The organism is Sorangium sp. So ce131, assembly GCF_051519095.1.
Lineage (GTDB): Bacteria > Myxococcota_A > Polyangia > Polyangiales > Polyangiaceae > Sorangium.
Map to the genome: position 1 here is coordinate 7,834,975 of NZ_CP150455.1, position 26,253 is coordinate 7,861,227.

23 protein-coding genes are annotated in these 26,253 nt (G+C 71.7%); 18 read left to right on the forward strand and 5 right to left on the reverse strand.

The window, feature by feature from the left end; all coding sequences use genetic code 11:
• Nucleotide 1 precedes the first annotated feature (1 nt).
• The 7 genes from WMF43_RS28530 to WMF43_RS28560 all read left to right on the forward strand — a co-directional run bounded on the left by WMF43_RS28530 (nt 2) and on the right by WMF43_RS28560 (nt 8,081).
• The gene (locus WMF43_RS28530; protein WP_437669324.1) at nt 2-1,072 is read left to right on the forward strand and encodes a winged helix DNA-binding domain-containing protein; all 1,071 of its coding nucleotides are present in this window, start codon (nt 2-4) and stop codon (nt 1,070-1,072) included.
• A 302-nt stretch (nt 1,073-1,374) separates the two neighbouring features.
• On the forward strand, nt 1,375-2,994 hold the full coding sequence (locus WMF43_RS28535; protein WP_437669326.1) for an ATP-binding protein: 1,620 nt from the start codon (nt 1,375-1,377) through the stop codon (nt 2,992-2,994).
• Nucleotides 2,991-3,944: a response regulator gene (locus WMF43_RS28540; RefSeq protein WP_437669328.1), complete on the forward strand. Its 954-nt coding sequence runs from the start codon at nt 2,991-2,993 to the stop codon at nt 3,942-3,944. Before WMF43_RS28535 ends, WMF43_RS28540 begins: the two co-directional genes overlap by 4 nt.
• 53 nt (nt 3,945-3,997) lie before the next feature.
• Nucleotides 3,998-4,858, forward strand: coding sequence for an aminoglycoside N(3)-acetyltransferase (locus WMF43_RS28545; RefSeq protein WP_437669329.1), 861 nt, complete (start codon nt 3,998-4,000; stop codon nt 4,856-4,858).
• Nucleotides 4,859-4,986: 128 nt separating this feature from the next.
• Nucleotides 4,987-6,240: a YcaO-like family protein gene (locus tag WMF43_RS28550; protein ID WP_437669331.1), complete on the forward strand. Its 1,254-nt coding sequence runs from the start codon at nt 4,987-4,989 to the stop codon at nt 6,238-6,240.
• Nucleotides 6,237-7,592 carry a TfuA-like protein gene (locus WMF43_RS28555; protein WP_437669332.1) on the forward strand — a complete coding sequence of 452 codons (1,356 nt, stop codon included), beginning with the start codon at nt 6,237-6,239 and terminating at the stop codon, nt 7,590-7,592. The genes WMF43_RS28550 and WMF43_RS28555 overlap by 4 nt, the downstream gene beginning before the upstream one ends.
• A gap of 120 nt (nt 7,593-7,712) precedes the next feature.
• Nucleotides 7,713-8,081, forward strand: coding sequence for a hypothetical protein (locus WMF43_RS28560; RefSeq protein ID WP_437669334.1), 369 nt, complete (start codon nt 7,713-7,715; stop codon nt 8,079-8,081).
• A gap of 89 nt (nt 8,082-8,170) precedes the next feature.
• Here the strand turns inward: WMF43_RS28560 and WMF43_RS28565 are convergent, their stop codons facing one another.
• Nucleotides 8,171-8,524, reverse strand: coding sequence for a hypothetical protein (locus WMF43_RS28565; protein ID WP_437669335.1), 354 nt, complete (start codon nt 8,522-8,524; stop codon nt 8,171-8,173).
• 544 nt (nt 8,525-9,068) lie between these two features.
• Between WMF43_RS28565 and WMF43_RS28570 the strand changes: the two genes are divergently transcribed.
• On the forward strand, nt 9,069-10,031 hold the full coding sequence (locus WMF43_RS28570; protein WP_437669337.1) for a hypothetical protein: 963 nt from the start codon (nt 9,069-9,071) through the stop codon (nt 10,029-10,031).
• A gap of 136 nt (nt 10,032-10,167) precedes the next feature.
• On the opposite strand, the gene WMF43_RS28575 is transcribed toward WMF43_RS28570, so the two are convergent.
• Complete coding sequence (locus WMF43_RS28575) at nt 10,168-10,650, reverse strand: SRPBCC domain-containing protein (protein ID WP_437669339.1); 483 nt, start codon at nt 10,648-10,650, stop codon at nt 10,168-10,170.
• A 148-nt stretch (nt 10,651-10,798) separates the two neighbouring features.
• Between WMF43_RS28575 and WMF43_RS28580 the strand changes: the two genes are divergently transcribed.
• Both WMF43_RS28580 and WMF43_RS28585 read left to right on the forward strand, forming a co-directional pair.
• A complete protein-coding gene (locus tag WMF43_RS28580; protein ID WP_437669341.1) occupies nt 10,799-11,122 on the forward strand; it encodes an ArsR/SmtB family transcription factor in 324 nt (107 codons plus the stop codon).
• Between the two features lie 338 nt (nt 11,123-11,460).
• Nucleotides 11,461-12,300 carry a hypothetical protein gene (locus WMF43_RS28585; protein ID WP_437669343.1) on the forward strand — a complete coding sequence of 280 codons (840 nt, stop codon included), beginning with the start codon at nt 11,461-11,463 and terminating at the stop codon, nt 12,298-12,300.
• 36 nt (nt 12,301-12,336) lie between these two features.
• Here WMF43_RS28585 and trpS read toward each other — a convergent pair whose 3' ends face one another.
• The 3 genes from trpS to WMF43_RS28600 all read right to left on the reverse strand — a co-directional run bounded on the left by trpS (nt 12,337) and on the right by WMF43_RS28600 (nt 15,376).
• A complete protein-coding gene (gene trpS, locus WMF43_RS28590; RefSeq protein WP_437669345.1) occupies nt 12,337-13,413 on the reverse strand; it encodes a tryptophan--tRNA ligase in 1,077 nt (358 codons plus the stop codon).
• Between the two features lie 147 nt (nt 13,414-13,560).
• Nucleotides 13,561-14,481 (reverse strand): aminoglycoside phosphotransferase family protein, encoded by a 921-nt coding sequence (locus WMF43_RS28595; RefSeq protein WP_437669346.1) that lies wholly within the window; start codon nt 14,479-14,481, stop codon nt 13,561-13,563.
• Nucleotides 14,482-14,548: 67 nt separating this feature from the next.
• A complete protein-coding gene (locus WMF43_RS28600; protein WP_437669348.1) occupies nt 14,549-15,376 on the reverse strand; it encodes a TetR/AcrR family transcriptional regulator in 828 nt (275 codons plus the stop codon).
• Between the two features lie 208 nt (nt 15,377-15,584).
• Here WMF43_RS28600 and WMF43_RS28605 point away from each other — a divergent pair, with 208 nt between their 5' ends.
• The 8 genes from WMF43_RS28605 (at nt 15,585) to WMF43_RS28640 (ending at nt 26,203) form a co-directional block, all read left to right on the forward strand.
• Entirely contained in the window at nt 15,585-16,445 is an 861-nt protein-coding gene (locus WMF43_RS28605) for an urea amidolyase associated protein UAAP1 (protein WP_437669350.1), read from the forward strand.
• Nucleotides 16,442-17,113 carry an urea amidolyase associated protein UAAP2 gene (locus WMF43_RS28610; protein WP_437669352.1) on the forward strand — a complete coding sequence of 224 codons (672 nt, stop codon included), beginning with the start codon at nt 16,442-16,444 and terminating at the stop codon, nt 17,111-17,113. Before WMF43_RS28605 ends, WMF43_RS28610 begins: the two co-directional genes overlap by 4 nt.
• Complete coding sequence (gene uca / locus WMF43_RS28615; RefSeq protein WP_437669354.1) at nt 17,110-20,859, forward strand: urea carboxylase; 3,750 nt, start codon at nt 17,110-17,112, stop codon at nt 20,857-20,859. Before WMF43_RS28610 ends, uca begins: the two co-directional genes overlap by 4 nt.
• A 100-nt stretch (nt 20,860-20,959) precedes the next feature.
• Nucleotides 20,960-22,525: an amino acid permease gene (locus WMF43_RS28620; protein WP_437684102.1), complete on the forward strand. Its 1,566-nt coding sequence runs from the start codon at nt 20,960-20,962 to the stop codon at nt 22,523-22,525.
• 239 nt (nt 22,526-22,764) lie between these two features.
• Complete coding sequence (locus tag WMF43_RS28625; RefSeq protein ID WP_437669356.1) at nt 22,765-23,226, forward strand: hypothetical protein; 462 nt, start codon at nt 22,765-22,767, stop codon at nt 23,224-23,226.
• A gap of 79 nt (nt 23,227-23,305) precedes the next feature.
• Nucleotides 23,306-23,968: a hypothetical protein gene (locus tag WMF43_RS28630; RefSeq protein WP_437669358.1), complete on the forward strand. Its 663-nt coding sequence runs from the start codon at nt 23,306-23,308 to the stop codon at nt 23,966-23,968.
• A 108-nt stretch (nt 23,969-24,076) separates the two neighbouring features.
• Entirely contained in the window at nt 24,077-25,096 is a 1,020-nt protein-coding gene (locus WMF43_RS28635) for an STAS domain-containing protein (RefSeq protein WP_437669360.1), read from the forward strand.
• An 87-nt stretch (nt 25,097-25,183) separates the two neighbouring features.
• Nucleotides 25,184-26,203, forward strand: a complete 1,020-nt coding sequence (locus WMF43_RS28640; RefSeq protein WP_437669362.1) for an STAS domain-containing protein — start codon at nt 25,184-25,186, stop codon at nt 26,201-26,203.
• Nucleotides 26,204-26,253 lie beyond the last annotated feature (50 nt).

Genomic DNA, 26,253 nt, shown 5'->3' on the forward strand with positions numbered 1-26,253 from the left:
GGTGCCTCCCCTCGATATCGCCCGCCAGCGGCTCCACAACGAGCGCCTCGTGGGGCCCCCGTGCGAGAGGCCCGAGGACGTGGTTCAATGGTTATGCGCGGTGCAGGCCCAGGATTACGCCGGGGCGAAATGGGCCATCGCGCAGCGGACCACGGGCGTCACGGAGGCCGATCTCGATCGGCTGTTCAACGACGGCAAGATCCTCCGTACCCATCTCCTGCGGCCGACGTGGCACATCGTGATGCCCCGGGACATCCGCTGGATGCTGGCGCTCACGGCCCCGCGCGTGAACGCCGCGAACGCCGCCATGTATCGAAAGCTCGAGCTCGACGACGCCGCGTTTGCCAGGAGCAGCGACGCGCTCGCCAGGGCATTGCAGGGCGGCGCCCAGCTGACGCGCACCGAGATCGCGCGGGTGTACGAGGCGGCGGGCATTACCGCGAGCGGCCTCAGGCTCGCCTACCTGCTGATGCGCGCCGAGCTGGACGGCCTGCTCTGCAGCGGCGCCCTGCGCGGCAAGCAGTTCACCTATGCGCTGCTCGACGAGCGGGTCCCGCGGACGAGGGCGCTCGGCCGCGACGAAGCGCTGGCCGAGCTCACGCGACGCTACTTCGCGAGCCACGGGCCGGCGCTGGCGAAGGACTTCGCCTGGTGGTCGGGGCTCACGATGGCCGAGGTCAAGGCCGGGATCGAGATGGCAGGGACGCACCTGGAACACGAGGCGATCGACGGCAAGGCGTACTGGCGCGCGAGCGGACCGGCGATGACCCCGGGGCTCAAGGCGCCGCTGGTTCACCTGCTACCCAACTACGACGAGTACGTGATCGCCTACAAGGACCACAGCGCGACGCTCGACCCCGCGCGGCTGAGCGCATCCAGCGGCGCGCTCATGGCGCACCTCGTGGTCCTCGACGGGCTGGTCGTCGGCGGCTGGCGCCGCAACGTCAAAGGGAAGACCGTCGCCATCACCCTGAATATCCCGGTGCGGCTCAAGAAGAGGGAGCACGCCGCGCTGCAGCTGGCCATCGAGCAGTACAGCCGGTTCCTCGGGATGCCTGTCACCGTCTCGTGACGCCCGCGGGTCCGGAGAGAGCATCGGAGGCAGGGGTCTTGCCGGCCCTGAAGGATGCCGAGGATCGACGCGGGGCGCCGAGCAAACCCGCGGGAAAGGCGCGGGGCCGGCGAGTGCACGCTCCGCCGCGTCGAAGCGAGGCCCCGGGGGTATGACGTCTCCGGAGCCCCTCGCCCACAGAGGCACCGCGACCGCTTCCACCCCCAGGCCGGGCCGCCGCTTCGGCGGTCCAGCTGGCCGTCCGAGCTGGTATATGGCTTGTCGAGGTTGACACCGGTGAGCGTGCGGCATGATGTAGCCGCATGGGCTTCCTGGAGCGGCTTCGAGCCTACCTGGAGCGTGTCGAGCGCGCCCCGGAGGGCGTCCCTGCCTTCCGCGCCGATCTCGCCGCGCACCGGAGGCACTTCGCCACCTGCTACGATCGCGACGTCGAAGAACGCCCCGAGCGCCTCCGCCAGCAATCCCCGGAGATGCAGCAGAAGATCTGGCAGGAAGAGGAGAGGCAGATCGAGGAACTGAGGGAGTCGTTGCCCGCCTTCGTGGAAGAGGTCGCCGATCAGATCCTGGAAACGCTGGCGCCCGACGCGTCGTCGGAGGAGCTCACCCGTCTGGTCAATGTCGCGATCAGCTGGCAGCTCCATGTGGCGAATGCATCCACCGGCTCACGAGGTCTCGATGAAGAGATCGGACGGCTGGCGGATACAGCACGATCGCAGCAGAGGCAGCGAAGATCGCGCGATGGATGGCAATCTCCCGTCCGGTACGCATTCGAGATCAGGGCTACACGCAGACAGAAAGAGCGTCATGTCCTCACCAGGATCGGCGGTGCCTTCCTTGAGCTGCCGGGCAGCGACGCCGTCCGCTGGCTCCTCGCGCTGGAAGCAGCCCAGTCGCTTGGCCCAGCCGACGAGTGGCGAGCCTCGCCCGAGGTCGCGGCGCAGCTGCTCAAAGAACCAGAGCGCGAGATCGACCTGAACGAACTTCTACATGGCGACTGGAATTACTCTCTGTCCAGCATCCGCCGCCTTGGTGCCATGCGGCTGCTTCGTTATGAAGGCCAGGATCCAAGCCTTGGCAGGATGGGCTGGTCGTACGCCGTGTTCGAGCAAGCCCGGCCGCTCCTCGAGGAGATCGCCGAGCAACGCCCGACGCCGTTCGCCGTCCTGGCTAACGCGCTCCTGCGCGATGAGGTCGCGCATACGCTCGACAGCGCGCGGCCGGACTCGGAGCGCGCGATGCGCGAGAGCGCGGCAAGCGCGACGGCGCTACAAGCTCGCATGGTGGTCCACGAGATCAGAAACGCGCTCGTTCCGGCGCACAGCGCCCTGTCGCGGCTCGTTCGAGACCTCGGGGACGCGGCGCACGTCGAGCCGCTACGCCGGCATCGGGACCGCGTGGATGCAGGTATCCAGCGCGCCCTCGCGTTCGCTGAGGAGATGCTCCGGGTCGCGAACCTCGGCGTCGAGGCGGAGGCGCCCTTCGACGCCGCCGCCGCGGTGCGCGACGCCATCGCCGGCGTGTCCGCCGAGCTGAACGGCAGCCTCCGCTACGTCCCCCCCGATGGAACGCCCTCAGCGGTTGGCCCTCGCGCGCGGTTCGTGCTCGCCGTTACGAACCTCCTCCGTAACGCCGCCCAAGCCATCGCGGGGCGGGAGAGCATCGTCGAGGTCTCGATGCAGGTGGAAGAGCACCGGATCGTGCTGCGGGTGGACGACAGCGGCCCGGGCGTTCCGCCGGAGCAGCGCCGCGCGATCTTCGAGCCCGGGGTCGCGCTGAGGCCCGGCGGCAGCGGACAGGGGCTGGCGCTGGTGCGGCAGGTGCTCGAGGGAGAGATGCATGGCACCGTAACCTGCGGAGACAGCCCGCTCGGCGGCGCCCGATTCGAGATCGTGATACCAGCCAGGGACATGAGGGATAGATGAACGGCTACGGGCGCATCCTGATCGTCGATGACGATCCGGGCTTCCTGGAGACCTACGACGATGTGCTCTCCTCCGAGGGCTACACGGTCGAGACCGCCAAGAGCCACGCAGAAGCGCTGCGACGGCTGGATGAGCCGGGCTGGAGCGTGATCCTGGTCGATCAGAAGCTCCAGGGTCCCGGCGGTCCTGACACCGGCCTCGACCTCATCGCCGAGTCGCGCCGCGGCGCGCCCGGGGCCAAGGTCCTCCTGTCGACCGCGTACGCCTCCAAGGAGGCCGTCGAGCGCGCCTTCCGCGAGGGGGCCTACGACTACCTCGAGAAGACGCCGGTGTTCGAGGCGCTGCTCCGGGTGAAGGTGCGCAACGCCATGGAGGCCGTGCGGGAGCGCTGGCTCGGCTCGCTGGACGCGGACGAGACGGAGCAGGCCATCCAGGAGACGTGGGCATCCGCTCAGGCCGAGCGCGATCGGAGCCGCCGGGGCCTCTTGCTCGAGCGGCTGATCGCGCTGCTCCTCAAGAGCATCCCCGGGTTCGAGCGGCTCGACAGCCGGCTCAGAAACGAGGTCGAGGAGCTCGATATCCTGATGCAGAACAGCTCCGCCGACCCCTTCTGGCAGAAGGAGTCGCCGTACATCCTCGTGGAGTGCAAGAACTGGTCGAAGCACGTCGGGACGAAGGAGCTGCGCGACCTCTGGGGCAAGATGGAGGGGCGATACCGTCGCTGCCGGCTCGCCCTGCTCGTCGCGCCCGGCGGCCTCGCGAGCACGGTGCGCACGCTCCAGCTCCGGAAGGCGGAGAAGGACATGCTGGTGGTGCTGATCGGCCCCGGGGATCTCGACGAGCTGGTCCGGCGCAGGGACAGGAGCGACGCGCTGAAAGACATGCACCGCCGCGCCGTGGTCGCCGCGTTCGAGCGCAAGGACGACGAGGACCCCTCGGCGGGAGGCTGACTCGATGCTCCGGTGTTGATCCTCGCGGCGTGGAATGCAATCACCGGGCCGCCATGAGCGAAGATCAGATCATCCGGACGTACCCAGACGTACCCGTCACCATCCCGTCGCTGGTCGAGGATCTCACCGCGCTGGGCGTTCGCCCCGGCATGACCTTGCTGGTCCACTCATCGCTGAGCAAGCTCGGCTGGGTCTCGGGCGGGCCGGTCGCGGTGATCCTGGCGCTCGAAGAGGTCCTGTCGCCCGAGGGCACGCTGGTGATGCCGACCCAATCGACCGGCCTGTCCGACCCGGCGCTCTGGCAGGAGCCGCCCGTGCCGGAGTCGTGGTGGGAGCCGATCCGGAGGACCATGCCGGCCTACGACCCGGACCTCACGCCGACACGGCTGATGGGCGCCGTCGCCGAGACGTTCCGCAAGCAGAAGGGCGTGCGCCGCAGCGCGCACCCGCACACGTCGTTCGCCGCCTGGGGCCGGCACGCCGAGGCGGTGACGGCGAACCATCCGCTCTCGCCCGCCCTCGGCGACGGATCGCCGCTTTCGCGCATCTACGATCTCGACGGCTGGGTGCTGCTGCTCGGCGTCGGCCACCTCAACAACACCTCGCTCCACCTCTCCGAGCACCGCTCCGACTTCGCGGGCAAGCGGCGCACGGTGCACCACGCGCCCCTCCTGGTCGACGGGGTGCGCCAGTGGGTCGCCTTCGAGGACCTCGCGACCGACAGCGCCGACTTCGACCGCGCCGGCGCGGATTTCGCGAGGGATACCGGCCTGGAACGCCGCGGCCGCGCCGGCGCCGCCACGGCCCTGCTGATGCCGCAACGCGCGCTCGTGGACTACGGGGTCGAATGGCTGAAACGAAACCGCAGGGAGGACCACGGCGACGCCGCAGGCGCGCCTCCCGCAGGGCAATGACGGCGCGCCGGCCCTGGAGCGACCCCGGATGCGCGTACGCTTGCTTGACGCCCCTCAGATGGCGAGACGTGCGCGCCGGCGCGAGCGATCCGAGGGCCGAGTCGTCGTGAATCTGCGTTGGAGGCGACATGCATCTCCGGTTCGATCCGAGCGCGATGGACACCCCGGTCCCCAAAGGCTACTTCGCCGGCACTCACCGCCAGGTAGAGCCCGAGGAGACGCTGCGCCGGGTGCGCCGCCTGATGCCCGTCATGGGCATCACCCGCGTCGCCAACGTGACCGGCCTCGACAACATCGGTATTCCGGTCGTGATGGTCTGCAGGCCGAACTCCCGCTCGCTGTCCGTGTCGCAGGGCAAGGGGCTGGACCTCCCGGCGGCCCAGGCGTCCGGCCTCATGGAGTCGGTCGAGTCCTACCACGCGGAGCGGATCGACCTGCCGCTCAAGCTGGCCTCGTATGAGGAGCTCCGCTACACCCACCGCGTCGCCGAGGTCGAGGCGCTCCCGCGCATCGCCGGCGCTCAGTTCCACGCCGACCTGCCGATCCTCTGGGTCGAGGGGATTGACCTGCTCCAGCGCGAGCCGGCGTGGGTGCCGTTCGAGGTGGTGCACACGAACTACACGGTCGCGATGCACCGGACCATGGTCGGCTTCGTCGCGAGCTCGAACGGCCTCGCCTCCGGCAACGGCGCGCTGGAGGCGATCAGCCACGGCCTGTGCGAGGCGGTGGAGCGCGACGCGACGACCCTGTGGCGGCAGCGCAGCCCGGCGTCGCGCGCGGCCACCCGGATCGAGCTCGACAGCATCCCGGAGGGGGCCTGTCGCGCGGTGCTGGACAGGTACGAGCGCGCGGACGTCGCGGTCGGCGTCTGGGAGATCACGTCGGACATCGGCATCCCCGCCTTCCTGTGCAAGATCTGCGACCGGCACGACAACCCCCTGCGGAGGCTCGGCGTCACCGAGGGCATGGGCTGCCACCCCGCGCGGGAGATCGCGCTCCTGCGCGCGTTGACCGAGGCGGCCCAGAGCCGGCTGACCCAGATCGCCGGCTCGCGCGACGACCGCTACCCCAGCCAGTACGTGCGGCAGCGCGACCCGAACGTCACCGCGGCTGCCCGTGAAGAGCTCGGGCGCCCCGGCCCGCGGCGCCCCTTCGCCGAGGGCCCGACCTTTCACGCCGACACCTTCAACGCCGACGTCGCCTGGGAGCTCGATCGTCTGCGCGCCGCGGGGGTGACGCGGGCGATCGCGATCGAGCTGACCCGACCGGAGCTCGGGATCCCGGTCGTGCGCGTGGTGGTGCCCGGCCTGGAGCCGCTGTCCGGCGACCGCAGCTATGTGCCCGGCGCGCGCGCCCGGGCGCAGCGGGGGCAGGCCGGATGACGGTCCACCTCTTCCTCGGACCGACCCTGGCCGCCGCCGACGCCGCCGAGGTGCTGGACGCGGTGATCCTGCCGCCGGTGGCCCACGGCGACGTCTACCGCGCGGCGCAGCGGGGCGCGACCGTGATCGGCATCGTCGACGGCTACTTCGAGGGCGTGCCGGCGGTCTGGCACAAGGAGATCCTGTGGGCGATGCGCGAAGGGGTCCACGTGTTCGGCAGCGCCAGCATGGGCGCGCTGCGCGCGGCGGAGCTGTCGCCGTTCGGCATGGAGGGCGTCGGCGCGGTGTTCGAGGCCTTCCAGCGGGCCGAGCTGGAGGACGACGACGAGGTCGCCGTCGCGCACGCGCCGGCCGCCTACGGCTACCGCGCGCTCTCGGCGGCGATGGTCAACATCCGCGCGACGCTCGCGGCGGCGGCGGCGCGCGGGATCCTCCGGCCGGCGACCCACGCCGCGCTGCTGCGGATCGCGAAGCAGCTGTTCTATCCGGACCGCAGCTACCCGCGGCTGCTCTCGGAGGCCTCCGCCCAGGGGCTCGACCCGGACGAGCTGTCGGCCCTGAAGCGCTTCCTTCCGGGAGGCCAGGTCGATCAGAAGCGCGCGGACGCGCTCGCGATGCTGCGCGCGATCAGGGCGAGGCTCGAGGCCGGGCTCACGCCGAAGCAGGTGCGTTACCACTTCGAGGCCACGATCTTCTGGGACTCGCTGCGCCAGGCCGCCGCGCCGCTCGGCGAGCCGCTCGCCGAGCCGGGGGAAGGCTCGTGGATGCAGAGCGCGCTGCTCGACGAGGCGCGGCTTCACCCCGTGGCCTATGCGCTGGCGCGCAAGGGCGCGCTGACGCGGCTGCTCTCGAGGGCGCTCTCGGACGAGCAGACGCCGCGCCCGCTCGACGAGGAGGTCGACGCGACCATCCTGAGCTTTCGTCGCGCGCGCGGGCTGCTGACCGCCGAGGCGATGGAGGGCTGGCTCCGCGCGAACGGCCTCAGCGCCGAGGAGTTCGCGCGCCTCATGGAGAGCGAGGCCCAGGTCGCGGCGGTGCAGCGCTGGGCGGCGCCGCACCTCAGCGCGCACGTCGTGGACCAGCTGCGCCTCGACGACCTCTATGTGTGGTGCTGGGCGCGCGCCCGCGAGAAGCAGCGCTTGCTGGAGGAGGCCGGCCTCGCCGACCCGGATCTGGCCGCGGCGCCGCTGTCGCGGGGAGAGCTGCTCGCGTGGTACATCGAGCGGCGCGGCGAGGGCGCCGCGCCCCGGGACCTCGCGGAGGCCGCGCTCCAGGCCGGGTTCCGCGACGAGCCGATGTTCCTGCGCGCGCTGCTCCGCGAGTACCACTATGTCCGGCTGCGCGAGCGCTAGTTCCGCCTGTGGCGCTTGTGGAGCGCCTGGCGCTGTCCTAGAATTGTCGATGGTGGCCTAACTCCCGTGTTGGCCGCTTCTCGGCGACGTCGACGAGCCGTCCTAAGGAGGACCTGATTCATGGCGGAGCAACAAGCAGCAAAGACGCTCTCGGTTGACGCGGAGGCCCAAGAGCCGGTGTCCGACGCGCGCCCGCGAGTGCACGAGGGCAAAGAGCACGTATCGGGCACGCTCTTCCGCGGCGCGGACGGCGATCTCTACTTCATCCCGGATCATCGGCTGCCGCTCTTCCGTGTCTTCGACACGTCGAAGGCCCGCGTCGAGCCGCTGCTCGGCGAGGAGCCGAACAGGCCCGCGGCGGACCGCTCGTCCGCGCGGCTGAAGGCGGTCTACGCGACCATCGAGATCGACGATCCCAGGAACGCGGACGGCTCGCCCGCCGAGACGGACGGCATCATCTCCGCGTCGGTGCGCCCCGAGACCGATTGACACGCTCGCGGCAGGGCATGGATCGGCGGCGCCGCCGCGCTGCGGCGCGAGCGGCCTCCAGCGCGCCGCGCGCTCTCGCGCGTTGCGCCTCACTCGCAGTCGATCCGTGCAAACAAGCTCCTGCCCTCGTGGTCCGTCCACCGATGGACGAGGATGCCACAAGCGCCTAGCTCCTCGAGCGCCCAGGCGGCGACCTTCCTCTTGCTGTAGGTAGCTGACCAGTACGTGGAGCGGCGGAGACCCCTGTCCCTGCAGAACTGATCCGCGACCTCCTGGGCGGAGTCGTCCCCGCAAGCGTCAGCGCCGCTGTACCGCGGCGAGGCGTAGCAGCGCTCGATCCTGCGCCCATCGTGGACGGGCGGAGAGAACGTCCTGGCAGCGTCTGCGGCGCTCGCGCCGACAAGCCCACTGCCCCAGAGGATGAGCGAGATCAGCGGTTTCATGCGGGCTACACTGCACGATGATTGCGTGGACGGACGGAGACCCAGAGCTCGCGCCGACCGTTCGGAGCACTTGCAGGGCGTGTACCGATCTCATTCTGAGACGGTCGTGCACAACGTCGTGAAGACACCGTCCCCACGACGCGCTCGCCACGTGGGGTGATCGGCAGGTTGCCCCAGGATTTCCGGGTCTTCCGGATCAGGCCCACACGAAGCGGCGGACACAAGGGACGCTCGGCGGCCACCTCGGTTTGCGTTGCAGCACCACGCGATTGTTGCAGATGGACTCCGGCTGGGGCAGAGGTGACCACCTCGCTCGCCTCGCGGGATGACGTGACGGTCCGCGGCGTTCACCACGCGCTCCGCCTGCTGCTCAGTCTGCCGTCAGGACCGGAGACGTGCGCGAGCGGTTATGGCCCTGCGTCCTGCGCAGGGCGCAAAACATCACCCTCACAGGATACGCTCAGCACGCCGGCGGTCGATGTTGCAGGGGACCGTGCTACACGAACGGGTAGGGCACGACGCCCCGAAGGAGAAGGAGTTCGGCATGGATCTCAGGGCATGGTGCGCGGGGCTCTGCGCAGGGATGATTGGTCTCGCGGGGTGCGGCGGGACCTCGGGCGAAGGCCAGAGCAGCGGCTCGCCGGGCGCCTCAGGCTCGGACGGCGCGGGAGGCCAGGGGCAGGGGGATGACATCTTCGGGCAGGGGGGTGACCCCCTCGGCCTCGGGTCCGGCGGAGCGGACAGCGGCGGGACAGGGACCGACGGCCCGAACAGCTCGGGGTGCGAGCACATCGACATTGTGTTCGCGCTCGACAACTCCCAGAGCATGAGCGAGGAACAGGAATCGATGCGCGAGGTCGTGTTCCCGGCCTTCGCGGAGGCGCTGCTCCAGATGGACGGTATCAAGGACTTCCGCGCGGGCGTGCTCGACGCCTGCCCCCGTCCCGCGAATTTTCACACACGCGGCGCCGCGGGCGAGTGCTCGTTCCAGAGCGGAAAGCCGTGGATGGAGAGCTCGAGCACCGAGATCACGCGCGAGTTCCAGTGCGCCGCAGACCTCTACGGCGACGACGTCGAGTGCAGCGGCGACAGCGACGACGAGCAGCCCGCGTCGGCCGCCGCCGCCGCGCTGGAACCGCCGTTCTCGACCGGCGAGAACGCCGGGTTCCTCCGCGACGATGCGCTGCTCGTGGTGGTGGCGATCACCGACGAGGACGAGCAGCCCGTCCCGCGCCAGCAGCCGCAAGCGATCCACGATCGGCTCGTCGCCGCGAAGGGCGACGCAAAGAACGTCGTGTTCCTCGGCATCGGCGGGAAGACCGATTGCCAGGGTGCTTACGGGAGCGCGGATGAGGCCGAGAACATGCAGCGGCTCGTGGACACGTTCGCCTCCGACGGCCGTGGCTTCTTCTGGGACCTGTGCGAAGGTCGCCTCGAGAACGGCCTCACGAACGCCCTCACGGCCATCGAAGAGGCGTGCACCGAGTTCGTGCCCATCCCGCGGTGACGCGCGGCGCCTCGGCCTCGAGGCGCTCCGGCAGCTTCGACAACCTCCGGCGCGGTGCTCGGCGCCGGCGCCGAGGCGGTGACGAGGCCAGCCGTGCGGCCCTGCGCCGGCTGCACGATGACGTGCAGCCTCCGGCTCAGAACGAGCCCTCGCGCAGGTTGATGCCGTGCTCGATGTACGCCTTCAGACAGCAGGCCATGTGCATCCAGCCCTGGCAGTTCCCGTAGGAGGCCTGCAATCCCTCCGCGGTCTGCTTCCAGCCCGACTCGGCGATACGGACGAGCGTAGCGCTCGGGCCCAGGGCCTCGAAATGCATCTCCACCTTCGTGTTGTAGGGGAGCTCCTTCACCGGTTTCCCGTCGCTGTCATGGTCGGGCTCGCCGGCCGCCCACTCGAAGGTGATGAGCTTGTCGGGGATGACCTGCTTGACGTAGACAGGGAAGGGCTTGCCTCCATCGAAGTCGGCGAAAGCCCACATGACGGTCGTCCCTTCGTCGAGCGGCCCGCTCGCGCCGCCCGTCGTGAAGTACCCGCTTAGCTTCTTCGGGTTGTAGACCGCATCGAAGACTTCGTGAACGGGCTTCTGAATCTTCGTCTGCACCTGAAATTTGAGCTCCATGCTGCCTCCTCTTCGCGGCGACGCCTCGACTGCGCCGACGCGCCGACGACGCACCGGCGCGCCGACACACCGACACGGACGCACCGCCCGCATCGGCCACCTACACGCTCCCGTTGACCGTCGTCGCATCATGTTATATTCTTATAACATGTCAAGCGCTGATCCGGATGACCTCGTCTTCAAGGCGCTGGCAGACGGTCGGAGGCGAGAGATCCTGGACCTGCTCGCGGACGGGCCGAAGACCACGGGCGAGCTCTGCGCCCACTTCGCCGACTGGGATCGCTGCACGGTGATGCAGCACCTGGGCGTGCTGGAGAAGGCCGAGCTGGTGATCGTCAAACGTGAGGGGCGCCACCGCTGGAACTACCTGAACGTGCTCCCCATCAAGCGAATCCACGACCGGTGGATCAGCCGCTACGCGTCGGTCGCGGTCGATCTCCTCGAGCGGCTGAAGCGCGATCTGGAGACGTGAAGCGGGAGGCCCGGCGCGTGCAATCTGGCGCGGCCGCACAGGAGTGGCACGTGGCACGCTGGCACGTGGCACGTACGTCCCACCGTGCAGCCACGCTGCACGTGTCGGTTGACGTCGAGGGCCCTTCGCGTTCCGACACCCTATGGAAAGCTAATTATTTCAACATCTTACTGAGCTTCCCGGAGCTTTCAGCGGGGGTCCAAGCCGCCGAGGGCTCCCGGGCCGCCGTGGGCTCAGTTACTGCACCGAAGCGCCGAGAAGCCCGTCCGGCGGCCCCGTCGATGGCCATCGGCGCGGCGGCGAGGCGGGCTTAACATTTGCCCGGGAGAAGTCCCGGATTGGAGTCGACAGGACCGATGATGAAGAGCACGTTCGTGATGATCTTTCCGCTGACGCTCGTGACAGCCTGCGGGGCGACGGGGGCGCCGGACGACCAGGAGGACGCCCCGGAGATCGCCGCGTCGCAGGAGGCGATCTTCGCCTCGCCCGATTTCACCGCTCGGTACCTCGACTGCGCCGAGTTCGCCGGTGTGGGGCTCGCCCCCTTCGCTTCCGTGGCGCCGCTCGTGCCGGACGACTACACCGTGATCGAGGCCGTTCCCGGAATGGCCATCGTGGTCGCGCAGTCGGCGGACTGCGCCGAGATCAGCGTGAATGGTCACCTCGCCCAGCCGGGCGTCTTCGCGCAGCTCGGGGTCGGCGTCGTTCCTCCGACGGGCGCTGGCGATCGCAGCTTCTACCAGATCGCGTTCGCGACCACCCACCCGATCCTCGCCGCTCGCCTCCGCCTGCTCGGCGTGAACGCGCGCTACACGCCTTTCATGTCGTACGAGATCACGAACACCTCGGGCACCCAGGCCGACCTGGCCATCTCCGTACCGCGCCCCGTCGGCCTCGCGTTCGACCTGGAAGGGCCCATCACCCTGCCTGATCCGTCAGCGCCGTCGAGCCCGCTCACCACGTTCAACTACTGGCATCAATCCGCGGGGCACGGGAACATCCTCCAGGAGAACGCCGTCACCGGCATCCGCCTGGGAGAGGGGAGCGGGGTGACGCTCACGGCCGTGGGCGACGATCTCGAGGCGATCCTCGGCAGCTCGACGCTGAGCTTCCCGTTCTTCTCGCACCCCGAGATCTTCGACGAAGCCGCGCTGACGGTCCAGACCGACGCTTTCTGACGCGCGCGGACATCCGCCTCTTCGCCGCGACGATCCTCAGATCTTCATGTTCATCACGTCGCGGACCTCGTCGAGGGTCGCGGCGGCGAACTTCCTCGCCTCCTCGACGCCCTTCCTGAGCACGGCGTGGATATAGTCTGGATTCGCCTCGAGCTCGGCGCGGCGCGCGCGGTGGGGCGCGAGGTAGGAGTTCAGGCTCTCGGTGAGCATCGACTTCAGCTTGCCTCCCCCGCCGTCGCCGATCTCGTCGGCGATCGCCTGCGGCTCCTTCCCGGTGGAGAGGGAGATGAGGGTCAGGAGGTTCGCGACCTCGGGCCGGTTCACGGGATCCCACGTGATGACGCGCTCGGAGTCCGTCTTCGCCCTCTTGATGAGGGCGGCGGTCTCGTCGGGGGTGGCGCTCAGCATGACCGCGTTGTTCCGGCTCTTGCTCATCTTCTGCGAGCCGTCGAGCCCGAGGACGACCGGGGTCTTGCTCAGGAGCGGCTGGGGCTCGGGGAACACGGCCTTCTTCGCGGCGAAGCGCTCGTTGAAGCGGCGCGCGATCGTGCGGGTGAGCTCGAGGTGCGGGAGCTGGTCCTTGCCGACGGGCACGACGTTCCCCTTGCAGAAAAGGATGTCCGCGGCCTGGTGCACGGGATAGGTGTACATCCCGGCGTTGATGCGGCTGAGGCCCGCGGCCTGGATCTCTTCCTTGACGGTCGGGTTGCGGTCGAGCTCGGCGTTCGTCACCAGGGTGAGGAACGGCAGCAGGAGCTGGTTGAGCTCGGGCACGTGGCTGTGAGGAAAGATGACGGTCTTTCCGTCCTCGGGATCGATCCCCGCGGCGAGGTAGTCGATCGTCAGCTGCTTGATGTTCTCGGCGATGTTCTCGAAGGTGTCGCGGTCGGTGAGGACCTGGTAGTCGGCGATCAGGATGAAGGTGTGGACGCCGAGCCTGTGGAGGCGCACGCGGTTCAGCAGGGAGCCGAACAGATGGCCGATGTGGAGTTTGCCCGTCGGGCGGTCGCCGGTCATCACCCGGTACTTGCCCGGATTCGCGGTGAGGTCGGCCTCGAGCTTGGCGCTGCGCTCAAGGGCAGCCTCGTAACTTCCTGCGTAGATCTCGTCCATGAGGTGTCTCCTGCGACGGCGGCACTATACGGAAAAACGCCGCCTTTGTCACCGGACGGCGGCCAGAAGCAGACGTCCTGCTCCCGGAGCTCCATCACCGTGCCTTCGCCCGAGGGGCGGAAGGAGGGAAAAACAAGACGATTGGCTCTAACCCGCCGATCGCTCGATCGCGCGCGCCAGCGCCACCGCCTCCGCCCCGCTCAGGCCATACGCGCGGCGCGTCGTGCTCGCCGCTTGCGCGAGGCGCGCGACGAGCCAGCTCCGGACCCTCTCTGCGCTCACGCCGAGCAGCGCTGCGAATCGGGAGACGGTACCCCAGGGATCGGCGGACAAACGCGGCACACAGTTCAACAGGTGCTGAGTGGCGTCGTAGGCGGCGTCGCCGATGTACGGCTTCGGGTCGATGACGAGCCAGGGCTCGCGGCGGGCGGCGAGCACGTTGCCCGCGTGCAGATCCGTCGCGAGCAGCACCTCGCCGCCGCGCGGCAGCGAGAGCTCGCGCAAGAGCTCGAGGCCCGCGCGGCCAAAGCCGCGATCGGGCCAAGTGTGCTCGCGCGCGCGCGCGGCGTCCGCCCAGTAACGGGTCATGTCGCGCAGCGGACGAAACGGGTGTGGCGGCGGCGGCGCGCGCCAGAGCCGGCGCAGGCAGCGCGCGATGACCTCATCCTGCACGGGCTCGGGCTGCGTCGAGAGCGGGGTGCCAGGCTCGCAGCGCTCGATCAGCATCGCGCCCGAGGCGCGATCCGACTCGAGCACTCGCACGCTGGGATCGCCATCCCAGAACAGTAGGCCCTCGATCTCGTGCTCGGACTCGGGCTCCGGCAAGCCGATCTTCAGCGCGGCTCTCTCGCCGCCGCTCCGGTGGACGAGCGCGACGAACGAGCAGGTGGCGTCCGTCCCGCCCGGGCTCGCGTCGAGCGCGAGCGACCAGCGCCGCACGAGCTCGGCGACGAGCGCCGGCAGCGCCGCGAGCCAGGCTCGACCGTGGCTCGACTGCTGGCACGTCGCCAAAAGCCGCGGCGCGAGCGCGAGCGGCGGCGCGCCGGATCCTGGCTCACGCGTGGTCATGGAGCGGCCCTCGCCGCCGCGGCCCCAGAGCAGGTCATTGCACGTCGCAGGCTCCCTCTCCGCCGGTTCATTCCGCCCTCTGCCCATGTTCGCCCGCCGCGATCACCTTGCGCCGCAGGGCCGCGAGCCTCGACGGCCGCGCCAGCAGCCCGCCCACGGTCTGGTCCGCCACGAGCTCCGCGATCTGCTCCGGCCGGTAGCCCGCGGCCGCCGGATCCCCTCCGGCGAGCGGCTTCACGCCGCGGGCCCCCGACGGCCGATACCAGTTCTGCACGCTCTCGTCCTGCGCCAGCACCGTGAGCGCGCACAGGTAGGCGTCCACCTCGCGGAACGTCCCCTCCCCTACCCCGCGCCCGATGATCGCGGCCACGGCCTCGGTCAACGCGCGCCGCTCGGCCCAGTACGTCGCGAACGCGCCCGGATCCCGATCGCTGAAGCGGTGGATCTCGGTGATCTCCAGCGGGAAGCCGCACACCGTCTGCACGTCGAAGCGCACGAATCGCCAGAGCTGCACGTCCGCCGCGCCGCCGCTCGCCTCGATCCGCCGCACGTAGCCGAGCGGCAGCCGGTTCACCTGCTGCAGGATCTCCGCGACGATCGGCTCCTTGCCCCGGAACCAGTAGTACAGCGACGACTGGCGCAGGCCCGCCGCCCGCGCGATCTCGAGCATCGAGACCTCGACGACCCCACGCTCCGCGAACAGCCGCCCCGCCGCCGCGAGGATCTGCTCGCGCGGCGCGAGATCGCTCGGCTGCGGCGCCTTGCGCGGCCGGCCCATGCGGCGCGGCCGGCCCTCGGCGCCCTGCCCGGCGTCCGCGCGCGGCCCGGCGCCCGACGTGACCTCCGCGCCCGACCCGAGCTTGTGGCGCCGAGGAGGAGAACTCGCTGTCTTCACATCGTCTCTCATCTTGCGCGCATCCCGAGGAGCACCGCCGCACGACCTCGCGGCCCGGTGCGCGCCCACGGCGCGCTCGCCTCCCTGTACCCGCGCGCGCGAAAAAACGCTCGCACCTTGCATTTCATCGCCTGGAAACAGACCAGAAACCCGGCCCCCGGATAGTCGTCCTCGCAGTTTCGATTGTCTATCGAAAGTGAGGCGGGCGATGTCGGAAACGGCTACAACGTACGCGGCGCGCGCGCATGCGCGCGCCCAGGAAGGCAGCGTCGTCGAGACGCAACCCACGGTGCCGAGCACGTCGCTGAGCGACCCGCCGGCCGGCGTGGAGGCGCGCGACGTCCTGTGGGAGGAGACGATCGGCGCCGGCGGCTACGCCGCGCGCGTGTTGCCCGCGGGCAGCCGGCTCCGGATCGTCGATCTCGAGGGCGACACCTGCGTCGCGCTGGTGCTCCACCGCGCCGACCGGCCCATCGAGCGGCTCTGCATCCCGGACACGGTGAAGCTCCAGTGGCAGGCCTATCCCGGCCCGGGTTACCTGCTGCTCTCGGACATGGGGCGCGTCCTCGCCTCCATGGTCGAAGACACCGCCGGACGCCACGACACCTTCTGCGGCACCTCGCTCCCGGGCGAGGTCGAGGCCCGCTACGGCAGCGACGCCCACGGCGGCGCCCTCCGCTCCGGCCGCGAGCGGCTCCTGCTCGCCCTCGCCAAACACGGCCTCGGCGAGCGCGACCTGCCCCCGCCCGTCAACCTCTTCAAGGGCGTCCGCATCGAGCCCGACGGCGCGATCACCTTCCTGCCGGACGCCTCGCGGCCCGGCGCCCACGTGCTCCTGCGCGCCGAGCTCGACCTGCTCGTCAGCGTCGCCGCCGTCCCGCACCGCCTCGACCCGCGCCCCGCGTACCGCGCCGGCAAGGTCCGCCTCACCGCCTGGCGCGGCCGACCGGCGGACACGGACGACCCCGCGCGCAACGCCACGCCGGAGGCGCGCCGCGCCTTCGAGAACACCGCCGAGGAGCTCGCGCTCGGCCTCTCGTCCCTCGCCTTCCGGGGAGGTGCGCGATGACGCCCGCCGCGCCCCGTAAGGCCGTCGCCGCCCTGCGCGACCCCGCGCTCGCGGGCCTCGCCGGCGCGCTCGTCTCCGACGAGGTCGTCCCGGCGCGCGCGCCCTGGGCCAAGATCGTCCGCGCCGGCGAGATCCTCCGCGTCGTCGACCTCGAGGGCAACCAGGCCGTCGACTTCCTCGCCTACGTGCTCGCCGACACCGCCGAGCGCTACAGCGCCGCCGACACGATCGTGGCGCAGCGGAACATCTTCCTCACCACCGGCGCCCGGCTGCGATCGAACCGCGGCCGCGTGATGATGACGATCGTCGACGACAGCTGCGGCCGGCACGACACCTCGGGCGGCGCCTGCTCCTGCGAGTCGAACACGGTGCGCTACGGCCACCACACGAAGCACCAGCACGCGTGCGTCGAGAACTTCCTCATGGCCGCCGCGCCGTACGGCCTCGGCAAGCGCGACCTCGTCGGCAACATCAACTGGTTCATGAACGTCCCCGTCGAGGCCGACGGGACGCTCGGCATCGTCGACGGCCTGTCCGCGCCGGGCAAACACGTCGACCTGCGCGCCGAGCTCGACCTGCTCGTGCTCGTCTCGAACTGCCCGCAGATCAACAACCCCTGCAACGCGTTCAACCCGACGCCGATCCGCATGGTGGTGGTGCGGCCATGAGCGCGCCGTCCGCCCCGCCGTTCCGGCGCGTCCTCGTCGCCAACCGCGGCGAGATCGCCTGCCGGATCCTCCGCACCCTGCGCCGCCTCGGGATCGAGTCCGTCGCCGTGTTCTCCGACGCCGACCGCGCGGCGCAGCACGTGCGGCTCGCCGACCACGCCGTCCGCCTCGGCGGCCAGACGCCCGCGGAGAGTTACCTGCGCGTCGACGCGGTGGTCGACGCGGTCGTCCGCTCGGGCGCCGACGCCGTGCACCCGGGCTACGGATTCCTGAGCGAAAACGAAGATTTCGCGCGCGCCGTCGAGGCGGCGGGCGCGGCCTTCATCGGGCCGACGCCGGCGCAGATGGAGGCCTTCGGGAGCAAGCACCGGGCGCGGGAGATCGCCGTCGAGGCCGGGGTGCCGCTCCTGCCGGGCACGGGCGTGCTCCGGGACGCGGCGCACGCGGCCGCCGAGGCGGCGGCCATCGGCTACCCCGTGCTGCTCAAGGCGAGCGCCGGCGGCGGCGGCATCGGCATGGCCCGCTGCGACGCGCCGGAGGAGGTCCCGGCCGCGTTCGAGCGCGTGGAGCGCCTCGCGCGCGCGAACTTCGGCTCGGGCGACGTCTTCCTCGAGCGCTTCCTCGCCGCGCCCCGGCACGTGGAGGTCCAGATCGCCGGCGACGGGCGCGGCAACGTGCTCGTGCTCGGCGACCGCGACTGCTCGGTGCAGCGGCGCAACCAGAAGGTCATCGAGGAGGCGCCCGCGCCCGACCTGCCCGCCCGGCTGCGCGCGGCGCTCGCGGCGTCGGCCCGCGCGCTCGCCGCCAGGGTCGCCTACCGCAACGTGGGAACCGTCGAGTTCCTCGTCGATCCGGCCCGCGGCGAGCACTACTTCCTCGAGGTCAACACGCGCCTCCAGGTCGAGCACGGCGTCACCGAGCTGTGCGCGGGCGTCGACCTCGTGGAGTGGATGCTGCGCATCGCCGCGGGCGACGCCGCGTTCTTCGCGGGCGGGGATCCGCCGCTGTCGGGGCACGCGATCGAGGCGCGGCTCTACGCCGAGGACCCGGCGCGGGGCTTCCTGCCGAGCGCGGGGCTGCTCACCGAGGTGCGGTATCCGGACGGCGGGGGCGCGCGGCCCTTGCGGATCGACGGGTGGGTCGAGACGGGCACCGAGGTCTCGGCGCACTACGACCCGCTGCTCGCGAAGCTGCTCGTGCACGGCCCGGACCGGGCCGCGGCGGTGAGGGCGCTGCGCGAGGCCGTGGGGGAGACGCGGCTCGCCGGGATCGAGACGAACCGCGAGTGGGTCGCGGCCGCGCTCGACCACCCCGACTTCCGCGGGGTGCGGCACCACACGGGCACGTTCGCGGCGCTGCCGTTCCGCCCGCCGACGATCGAGGTGACCGCGGCGCCGGGCGCGGTGACCGTGCAGGACTGGCCGGGGCGGCTCGGCCTGTGGTCGGTCGGCGTTCCGCCGAGCGGCCCCATGGACGACCTGTCCTTCCGGCTCGGCAACCGCGTCGTGGGCAACCCGGCCGGCGCCGCGGGGCTCGAGTGCGAGGTGCACGGGCCCACGCTGGTGTTCCACCGGCGCGCGGTCGTCTGCGCGGCGGGCGCGGCGATGCGCGTGCTCGTCGACGGCGTCGAGGTCCCGCCGTGGACGCCGGTCGAGGTCGCGCCGGGCGCGACGTTGACCTGCGGGCCGGTGCGGGGGCCGGGCGCGCGCGCGTACCTGCTCTTCCGCGGGGGCCTCGACGTGCCGGCGCACCTCGGCAGCCGCGCGACGTTCACGCTCGGCGGCTTCGGCGGCCACGCCGGCCGGCCGCTGCGCCCCGGCGACGTGCTGCGCCTCGGCGAGGAGGTCGACCCCGCGCTCGATCCCGCGGCGCTGCCGCGCGAGGCGCAGCCGGAGATCGGCGCGTCGTGGGAGCTCGGCGTGCTCGACGGGCCGCACGGGGCGCCGGATTTCCTCACGCGCGAGGGGATCGAGGCGTTCTACGCGGCGGAGTGGGAGGTGCACTACCACTCGGCCCGCACCGGCGTCCGCCTCGTCGGGCCCGCGCCGACGTGGGCGCGCACCGACGGCGGCGAGGCCGGGCTGCACCCGTCGAACTTGCACGACAACGCCTACGCGGTCGGCGCGGTCGACCTGACCGGCGACATGCCGGTCCTCCTCGGCCCGGACGGCCCGAGCCTCGGCGGGTTCGTGTGTCCGCTCGTGGTGGCCGCGGCCGAGCGGTGGAAGCTCGGCCAGCTGCGCGCGGGCGACAAGGTGCGGTTCCGGTCGATCATGCCCGCGGAGGCCGACGCGCTGGCGCGGCGGTGCGAGGCGCTCGTCGCGCGGCGCGGCCTCGCGGCGGCGAACGGGGCCACCGCGGCGAACGGGGCTGCCAACGGCGCCTCCGCCAACGGCGCCTCCGCCAACGGCGCCTCCGCCAACGGCGCCGCCGCACACGGGGCTACCGGAAGCGGCACCGCCGCGCCGCGCGGCGAGCCCGTGCTGGGGCGCGTGCCGGAGCGCGACGGGCGACCCGCGGTGGTCTTCCGGCAGAGCGGCGACCGCTACGTGCTCGTGGAGTTCGGCCCGCCCGTGCTCGACATCGACCTGCGCGTGCGCGCGCACCTGCTCATGACGCGGCTCGAGGAGCTGCGCGTGCCCGGCGTGGTCGACCTGACGCCCGGCATCCGCTCGCTCCAGGTGCACGTCGACGGCGCGCGGCTCACCGTGGCGAAGGCGATCGACCTGCTCCGCGAGGTCGAGGCCGACCTGCCCGCCCCGGAGGAGGTCCGGATCCCGAGCCGCATCGTCCACATGCCGCTCAGCTGGGACGACCCGGCGACGCGCGAGGCGATCGCCCGCTACCAGCGCGCGGTCCGTGACGACGCGCCCTGGTGCCCGAGCAACCTGGAGTTCATCCGCCGGGTCAACGGGCTGCCGGACATCGCGGCCGTGCAGGAGATCTTCCTCGCGGCGAGCTACCTCGTGCTCGGCCTCGGCGACGTGTACCTCGGCGCGCCCGTCGCGACGCCGATCGACCCGCGGCACCGGCTGGTCACGACGAAGTACAACCCGGCGCGCACCTGGACGCCCGAGAACGCGGTCGGCATCGGCGGCGCGTACCTGTGCGTCTACGGCATGGAGGGGCCGGGCGGGTACCAGTTCCTCGGCCGCACCGTGCCGGTGTGGAGCCGCCACCGGCCGTTCCGCCAGACGACGCGCGAGCGCCCGTGGCTGCTCAGGTTCTTCGACCAGCTCCGCTTCCACCTCGTGTCGCCGGAGGAGCTGCTCGAGCTCCGGGCCGACATGGTGGCCGGCCGCGGCGAGGTGCACATCGAGGAGGCGACGTTCGACCTCGGAGCGCACCACCACTTCCTCTCCGAGAACGCGGCGGGCATCCGCGTGGCGCAGGCGCGGCAGCGGGCCGCGTTCGACGCCGAGCGCGCGCGGTGGGAGGCCGACGGCGAGTTCGACCGGGTGCGCCGCGCGGGCGCGCGGCTCGAGGGCGCAGGGGCGGCGGTGGAGGGCAGCCTCCCGGCCGGGCTCTCGCCGGTCACGGCGCCGCTCACGGCGAGCGTGTGGAAGGTCGACGTGGAGCCCGGGGAGCGCGTCGAGGCCGGGCAGCGCGTCGCCGTGCTCGAGGCGATGAAGATGGAGTTCGCCGTGGTGGCCGAGGTGGCCGGCGCGGTCGACTGGATCGGCTGCAGGCCGGGCCAGATGGTCAGCGCGGGCCAGGCGCTCGTGGGGGTGTCGGCCGATGTGTAGCGCGATCGCGACGGGGGCGCCGGGCGGCCGCGGGGCGCCGCGGCGCGGCGCGAGGGACGAGGGCGGCGGCGAAGGCGGCGGGAGCGAAAGGAGCGCGGGCATGGCGCAGGTGGACGTTGGATCGAGCGAGGCGGCCGCGGCGGCGGCGGACCGGAGCGACGCCGAGGACCTCGCGCGCCTCGGCTACCGGCAGGAGCTGAAGCGGGATCTCGGCAGCCTCTCGGCCTTCGCGGCGGGCTTCTCGTACGTGTCGATCCTCACGACGGTCTTCCAGCTGTTCGTGATCGGCTACGCGTTCGGCGGCGCGCGGTTCTTCTGGACGTGGCCCGTGGTGTTCCTGGGCCAGCTCGCGGTCGCGCTCAACCTCGCCGAGGTGGGCTCGAACTACCCCGTGGCCGGCTCGGTGTACCAGTGGGGCCGCCGCGTCTGGTCGGGCTACCCGGGGTGGCTCGCGGGGTGGCTCAAGCTCGTCGGCGACGTCGTGAGCGTCGCGGCGGCGGCGATCGCGCTGCAGGCGATCTTGCCGAGCCTCTGGGGCGGCTTCCAGCTGCTCGGCGGCGACCCGTCGCTCACGTCGCGCGACGGCGCGGCGAACGCGGTGCTGCTCGGCGCCGGGCTCGTCGTGCTCACGACCGCGATCAACATGGCCGGCGTGAAGGTCATGGCCTGCGTGAACGACCTCGGCGTGCTGGCGGAGCTCGGCGGGGTGGTCCTCCTGATCGGGGCGCTGCTGCTGCACGCGGTGCGCGGCCCGGAGGTGGTGCTGGCGCCGGTCTACGGGCCGCCGTCCTCGCTGGGCACGGGCGTGGCGGGCCTGCTCGCGGCCGCGCTGATGCCCGCCTACGTGCTGTACGGGTTCGACTCGGCCGGGTCGCTGGCCGAGGAGACGCGGAGCCCGCGGCGGATCATCCCGCGGGCGATCCTGAAGGCGATCGTGGCGTCCGGGGTGGGCGGCGCGCTGCTCATCGTGGCGGCGCTCATGGCGGCGCCGAGCCTCACGGACGGCCGGCTGTCGACCGAGGGCCTCTCGTACGTGGTCGTGGGCGCGCTCGGCCCGACGCTCGGCAAGGTGTTCCTGGCCGACGTGGCGCTGGCGGTGTGCGTCTGCACGCTGGCGATCCAGACCGGCGCCTCGCGGCTGGCCTTCTCGATGGCGCGGGACGGCGCGCTGCCCGGCGCGGCGGCGCTGTCGCGGGTGTCGCCGCGCACGAGGACGCCCGTCGCGCCGGCGATCGCGGTGGGCGCGCTCGCGTGCGGCATGCTCGTCGTGAACTACGGCGAGGCGCAGCTGTTCGTGCTGATCACCGAGTCGGCCGTGCTCCTCGTGAACCTCTCGTACCTGCTCGTGACGTCGGGCATGCTCGTCCGCAGGCTGGGCGGCTGGCCGGGGCGCGCCTCTGCCCGCGGCGAGGTGTTCTCGCTCGGGCGGGCCGGGATCGCGCTGAACGCCGCGGCCGTGCTCTGGGGGATCGCGCTCATCGCCAACATCGCATGGCCGCGGCACGGCGGCGGGTCCTCGTGGATGCAGTACTTCCCGGCGCTGAGCGTGATCGGCACCGTGGCCCTGGGGCTCGCGCTGCACGCCGCGACGCAGCGGCCGCGCGGCGAGCGGGAGGGGCGCGAGGTCCCGGCGCAGGGGGCGAGCTCGGCGTCGATCCCGCTGTGAGGCGCTCCGCCGCGGCGCGTGTTCCAGCCGCGGCGCGTGTTCCGGTGCGGCGCGCGCGCCGATGTCCCCGCGGCGTCGCACCGGACGAGGGCGGCGGCGGGAGATTGCCCCCGTGCTGTCGCAGCGCACGCGGCGAATCCCGTGAAAACAGGCGATCTCCCGCCCGGCACGGCGCGTGCTGAATGGCGCAACGTCGCGATCACGCGATGAATCGAATCGCCATTCAGAAGGAGATCCCCATGAACCGTATCGTGAAGAGCGCCCTCATCGCCGCCTCCGCCGTCGCCCTGGCCGCCGTGGCGCTGCCCGCCTCGGCCCGCAGCACCGTCGCGTTCATCGGGCGCGCCCAGAACCCGGCGGACGCAGGCTGCTTCGGCGAGTGGTATGGCAGCATGGTCAACAACTGCAGCAGCGAGAAGCTCCTCATTCTGCCGCTCGTGATGGATCCGGGGCCGTTCAACAACTGGGCGAACGTCACCGTGACCGCGTATGGGACGAACTCGGCCAGCAATGTGAGGTGCGCGACGATCGGCGTCGACCGGGCCACGGGCGGCATCTGGGGAGATGCATACAGGAACCTGCCCGCCTTCGGGTCGCGGCAGGACATCGTGCTTCCCGGCACCTTCTACAACCCCGACAGCACCGCCTACGCCGCCTGCTTCGTCGGTCCTGGCGGTCAGGTGAACCAGGTCCGTTACTGAGGTCGATCGACCGCGCCTTTCCGTGGGAGCCGGGGGGCTCCCGCGGAAAGGCGCTGTTTGCCGCGCAACGGAGGTATCCATGAAGAGGATCTGGCAGGGCGCGTTCGCCGCGGCGGCGATCGGCGCAGCGACGATGTTCGTGCTCGAGCGAGGGCGCCAGCAGGAAGAGATCGCGCGCATGCGCGACGACATGGGCGCGCTGTCGCGCGACCTCGACGAGGCGCGGAGCGAGGCGGCCAGCGCCGCCGCCGTGCGGCGCCTCGCGCGCCGGATCGAGGCGGCCGAGCGGACGTCTCCCGCGCCCCCGCCGGCGCCTGAGGAGCGAGCCGCCGCGCCGACGCAGCCCGGCGATGAGCCCGAGGGGCCCGCGGCCGCCGAGCAGCGGACCGCCACCATGGCCGAGGTGAGCGAGCGGCTTCAGGACGTGTTCGCGGGGGAAGGGATCGACGCGCAGTGGACCGCCGCCGCGCGCGAGACGGCGCGCGACAAGCTGAGCGCCGCGCTCCCCGACAGCTCGTCCCTGCGCTCGCTCGAGTGCCGCAGCTCGATGTGCCGCATCGAGACGGAGCACGCGGATCTCGAGCAGTTCCAGCGGTTCGTTCAGGGCGCATTCATGGATCCGCAGAAGAAGCCGTGGAACGGTGGTTTCTTCGCGATGCCTGTCAGCGATCCGTCCGATGGAAAGGTCGTCGTCGTGTCCTACCTCGCGCGGGAGGGCGAGCCGCTGCCGATGTCTCTCTGATGCTCGCGCCGGTGGTGCTGTGGTTCGCCGGCGGCGCGAGCGGGCGGGTGGACGAGGAGCCCTCCGGCGGCTGGACGGCGCTGCGTGTTTCGGGCGAGACTCCACCGTATGGGACGAGAGGAGGACGAGGATCGGGCCGAGCTTCTCCGCAAGCTGGAGGCGCTGGAGCGCGAGGTCGGGTCGCTCCGGGACGACGCGCGCCGGTGGCGCGCGCTGATGAAGGCGCGCGACATCAGCGTGAGCCTCTACCGCCCCGACGGGAGGCCACGCGACGTCAACCCAGGGTGGGAGAAGCTCTGGCAAGCGCCTGCAGCCGCTTTCCTGGCGTCCTCCTTCAACGCGCTGGAGGACCAGGAGACCGAGAGGAGCGGCGCCATGCGCTACATCGAGCGGCTCTTCCGCGGCGAGGAGGTCGCGCTCCCGCCGATGTTCTACGACACCCGCAAGGTCGAGGTGGTGGCGGACAAGGCGGGCGTGGCGCACTGGATTTGCTGCTACGGGGTGCCGGTGCGCGACGCCGACGAGCGCCCGAGGGAGCTCGTGATGTTCCACTTCTCCGTTCCGGAGGGGGCCACGATCCAGCGCAAGTACGAGGCGCTGTTCGAGGAGCAGCAAGCGCTCCGCGCGTCCCTGGAGGCGCGGAACCTGGAGCTGGAGCGGACCGTGCAGCTCATCGAGGCGCAGCGCGACGCGATCCAGGCCATGAGCATTCCGGTCATCCGCGTCGGCGACGGCGTGCTCTGCGTTCCGCTCGTCGGCATGATCGACGACGCGCGGGCCGGCCAGCTCCTCGAGCGCCTGCTGGAGGCCATCGCCGCCCAGCAGGCCGCGGAGGTGCTCGTCGACATCACCGGCGTGCCCGCGCTCGACGCCCAGGCCGCAGCGCAGCTGCTCAAGGCCGCCTCCGCCGCCCGCCTGCTCGGCGCCGCGTGCACCATCGTCGGCGTCTCGCCCTCCATGGCGCAGACCCTGGTCGAGCTCGGCGTCGACCTCGGCGCCCTCACCACCGCCGCCACGCTCGCCGAGGGCCTCGCCCAGGCCCTCGCGCGGCGCGACGCCAAGGCGCGGGCGAGCCGGCGCCCGGGGCGCCGCGGTTCACCCGGAAGGGCCGGAGAGACGCCCCTGTGATCGCTCGTTTTTGACCACGCGCGCAGCGAGCACGCGTGTCCTCCCATGGCTGGACGGCGCTGCGCGTCTCGGGCGAGACTCCGTCGCATGGGGAACGAGGGGGACGAGGAGCGGGCAGAGCTTCGCCGCAGGCTGGAGGCGCTGGAGCGCGAGGCCGGAGCGCTCCGCGAGGACGCCCATCGGTGGCGCACGGTGATGAGGGCGCGCGACATCAGCGTGTGCCTTTACCATCCCGACGGGAGGCCACGCGACGTCAACCCCGGGTGGGAGAGGCTCTGGCAGGTGCCGGCCGCCGCTTTCCTGAGGTCGAGCTTCAACCAGCTAGAGGACCGGGAGACCGAGAGAAACGGCATGAAGCCCTACGTGGAGCGGCTCTTCCGCGGCGAGGAGCTCGCGCTCCCCCCGAACTTCTACGACACCCGAAAGGTCGACGAGGTCTCGGAGAAAGGGGGCGTGGCGCACTGGGTCTGCGCCTACGGGGTGCCGGTGCGCGACGCCGAGGGGCGCCTCCTGGAGATCATGATGTTCAGCTTCTCCGTTCCGGAGGGGGCCACGATTCAGCGCAAGTACGAGGCGCTGTTCGAGGAGCAGCAAGCGCTCCGCGCGTCGCTGGAAGCGCGGAACCTGGAGCTGGAGCGGACCGTGCGGCTCATCGAGGCGCAGCGCGACGCGATCCAGGCCATGAGCATTCCGGTCATCCGCGTCGGCGACGGCGTGCTCTGCGTTCCGCTCGTCGGCATGATCGACGACGCGCGGGCAGGCCAGCTCCTCGAGCGCCTGCTGGAGGCCATCGCCGCCCAGCAGGCCGCGGAGGTGCTCGTCGACATCACCGGCGTGCCCGCGCTCGACGCCCAGGCCGCAGCGCAGCTGCTCAAGGCCGCCTCCGCCGCCCGCCTGCTCGGCGCCGCGTGCACCATCGTCGGCGTCTCGCCCTCCATGGCGCAGACCCTGGTCGAGCTCGGCGTCGACCTCGGCGCCCTCACCACCGCCGCAACGCTCGCCGAGGGCCTCGCCCAGGCCCTCGCGCGGCGCGACGCCAAGGCGCGGGCGAGCCGGCGCCCGGGGCGCCGCGCTCCGCCCGGAGGAGCCGGAGAGGCGCCGCCGTGAAGGCGCAGCGCGGAGCCACGCGAACTCTGCCGTCCGAAGCGGGACGACTG

Excerpts from the sequence above, each read along its gene's own strand:
- WMF43_RS28570 (WP_437669337.1), top strand. The coding sequence starts at position 9,069 with ATGGATCTCAGGGCATGGTGCGCGGGGCTCTGCGCAGGGATGATTGGT.
- uca (WP_437669354.1), top strand. The coding sequence starts at position 17,110 with ATGAGCGCGCCGTCCGCCCCGCCGTTCCGGCGCGTCCTCGTCGCCAAC.
- WMF43_RS28620 (WP_437684102.1), top strand. The coding sequence starts at position 20,960 with ATGGCGCAGGTGGACGTTGGATCGAGCGAGGCGGCCGCGGCGGCGGCG.
- WMF43_RS28635 (WP_437669360.1), top strand. The coding sequence starts at position 24,077 with ATGGGACGAGAGGAGGACGAGGATCGGGCCGAGCTTCTCCGCAAGCTG.
- WMF43_RS28560 (WP_437669334.1), top strand. The coding sequence starts at position 7,713 with ATGGCGGAGCAACAAGCAGCAAAGACGCTCTCGGTTGACGCGGAGGCC.
- WMF43_RS28605 (WP_437669350.1), top strand. The coding sequence starts at position 15,585 with ATGTCGGAAACGGCTACAACGTACGCGGCGCGCGCGCATGCGCGCGCC.
- WMF43_RS28555 (WP_437669332.1), top strand. The coding sequence starts at position 6,237 with ATGACGGTCCACCTCTTCCTCGGACCGACCCTGGCCGCCGCCGACGCC.
- WMF43_RS28595 (WP_437669346.1), bottom strand. The coding sequence starts at position 14,481 with ATGACCACGCGTGAGCCAGGATCCGGCGCGCCGCCGCTCGCGCTCGCG.
- WMF43_RS28610 (WP_437669352.1), top strand. The coding sequence starts at position 16,442 with ATGACGCCCGCCGCGCCCCGTAAGGCCGTCGCCGCCCTGCGCGACCCC.
- trpS (WP_437669345.1), bottom strand. The coding sequence starts at position 13,413 with ATGGACGAGATCTACGCAGGAAGTTACGAGGCTGCCCTTGAGCGCAGC.
- WMF43_RS28630 (WP_437669358.1), top strand. The coding sequence starts at position 23,306 with ATGAAGAGGATCTGGCAGGGCGCGTTCGCCGCGGCGGCGATCGGCGCA.
- WMF43_RS28540 (WP_437669328.1), top strand. The coding sequence starts at position 2,991 with ATGAACGGCTACGGGCGCATCCTGATCGTCGATGACGATCCGGGCTTC.
- WMF43_RS28550 (WP_437669331.1), top strand. The coding sequence starts at position 4,987 with ATGCATCTCCGGTTCGATCCGAGCGCGATGGACACCCCGGTCCCCAAA.
- WMF43_RS28565 (WP_437669335.1), bottom strand. The coding sequence starts at position 8,524 with ATGAAACCGCTGATCTCGCTCATCCTCTGGGGCAGTGGGCTTGTCGGC.
- WMF43_RS28575 (WP_437669339.1), bottom strand. The coding sequence starts at position 10,650 with ATGGAGCTCAAATTTCAGGTGCAGACGAAGATTCAGAAGCCCGTTCAC.
- WMF43_RS28625 (WP_437669356.1), top strand. The coding sequence starts at position 22,765 with ATGAACCGTATCGTGAAGAGCGCCCTCATCGCCGCCTCCGCCGTCGCC.
- WMF43_RS28535 (WP_437669326.1), top strand. The coding sequence starts at position 1,375 with ATGGGCTTCCTGGAGCGGCTTCGAGCCTACCTGGAGCGTGTCGAGCGC.
- WMF43_RS28640 (WP_437669362.1), top strand. The coding sequence starts at position 25,184 with ATGGGGAACGAGGGGGACGAGGAGCGGGCAGAGCTTCGCCGCAGGCTG.
- WMF43_RS28580 (WP_437669341.1), top strand. The coding sequence starts at position 10,799 with ATGTCAAGCGCTGATCCGGATGACCTCGTCTTCAAGGCGCTGGCAGAC.
- WMF43_RS28545 (WP_437669329.1), top strand. The coding sequence starts at position 3,998 with ATGAGCGAAGATCAGATCATCCGGACGTACCCAGACGTACCCGTCACC.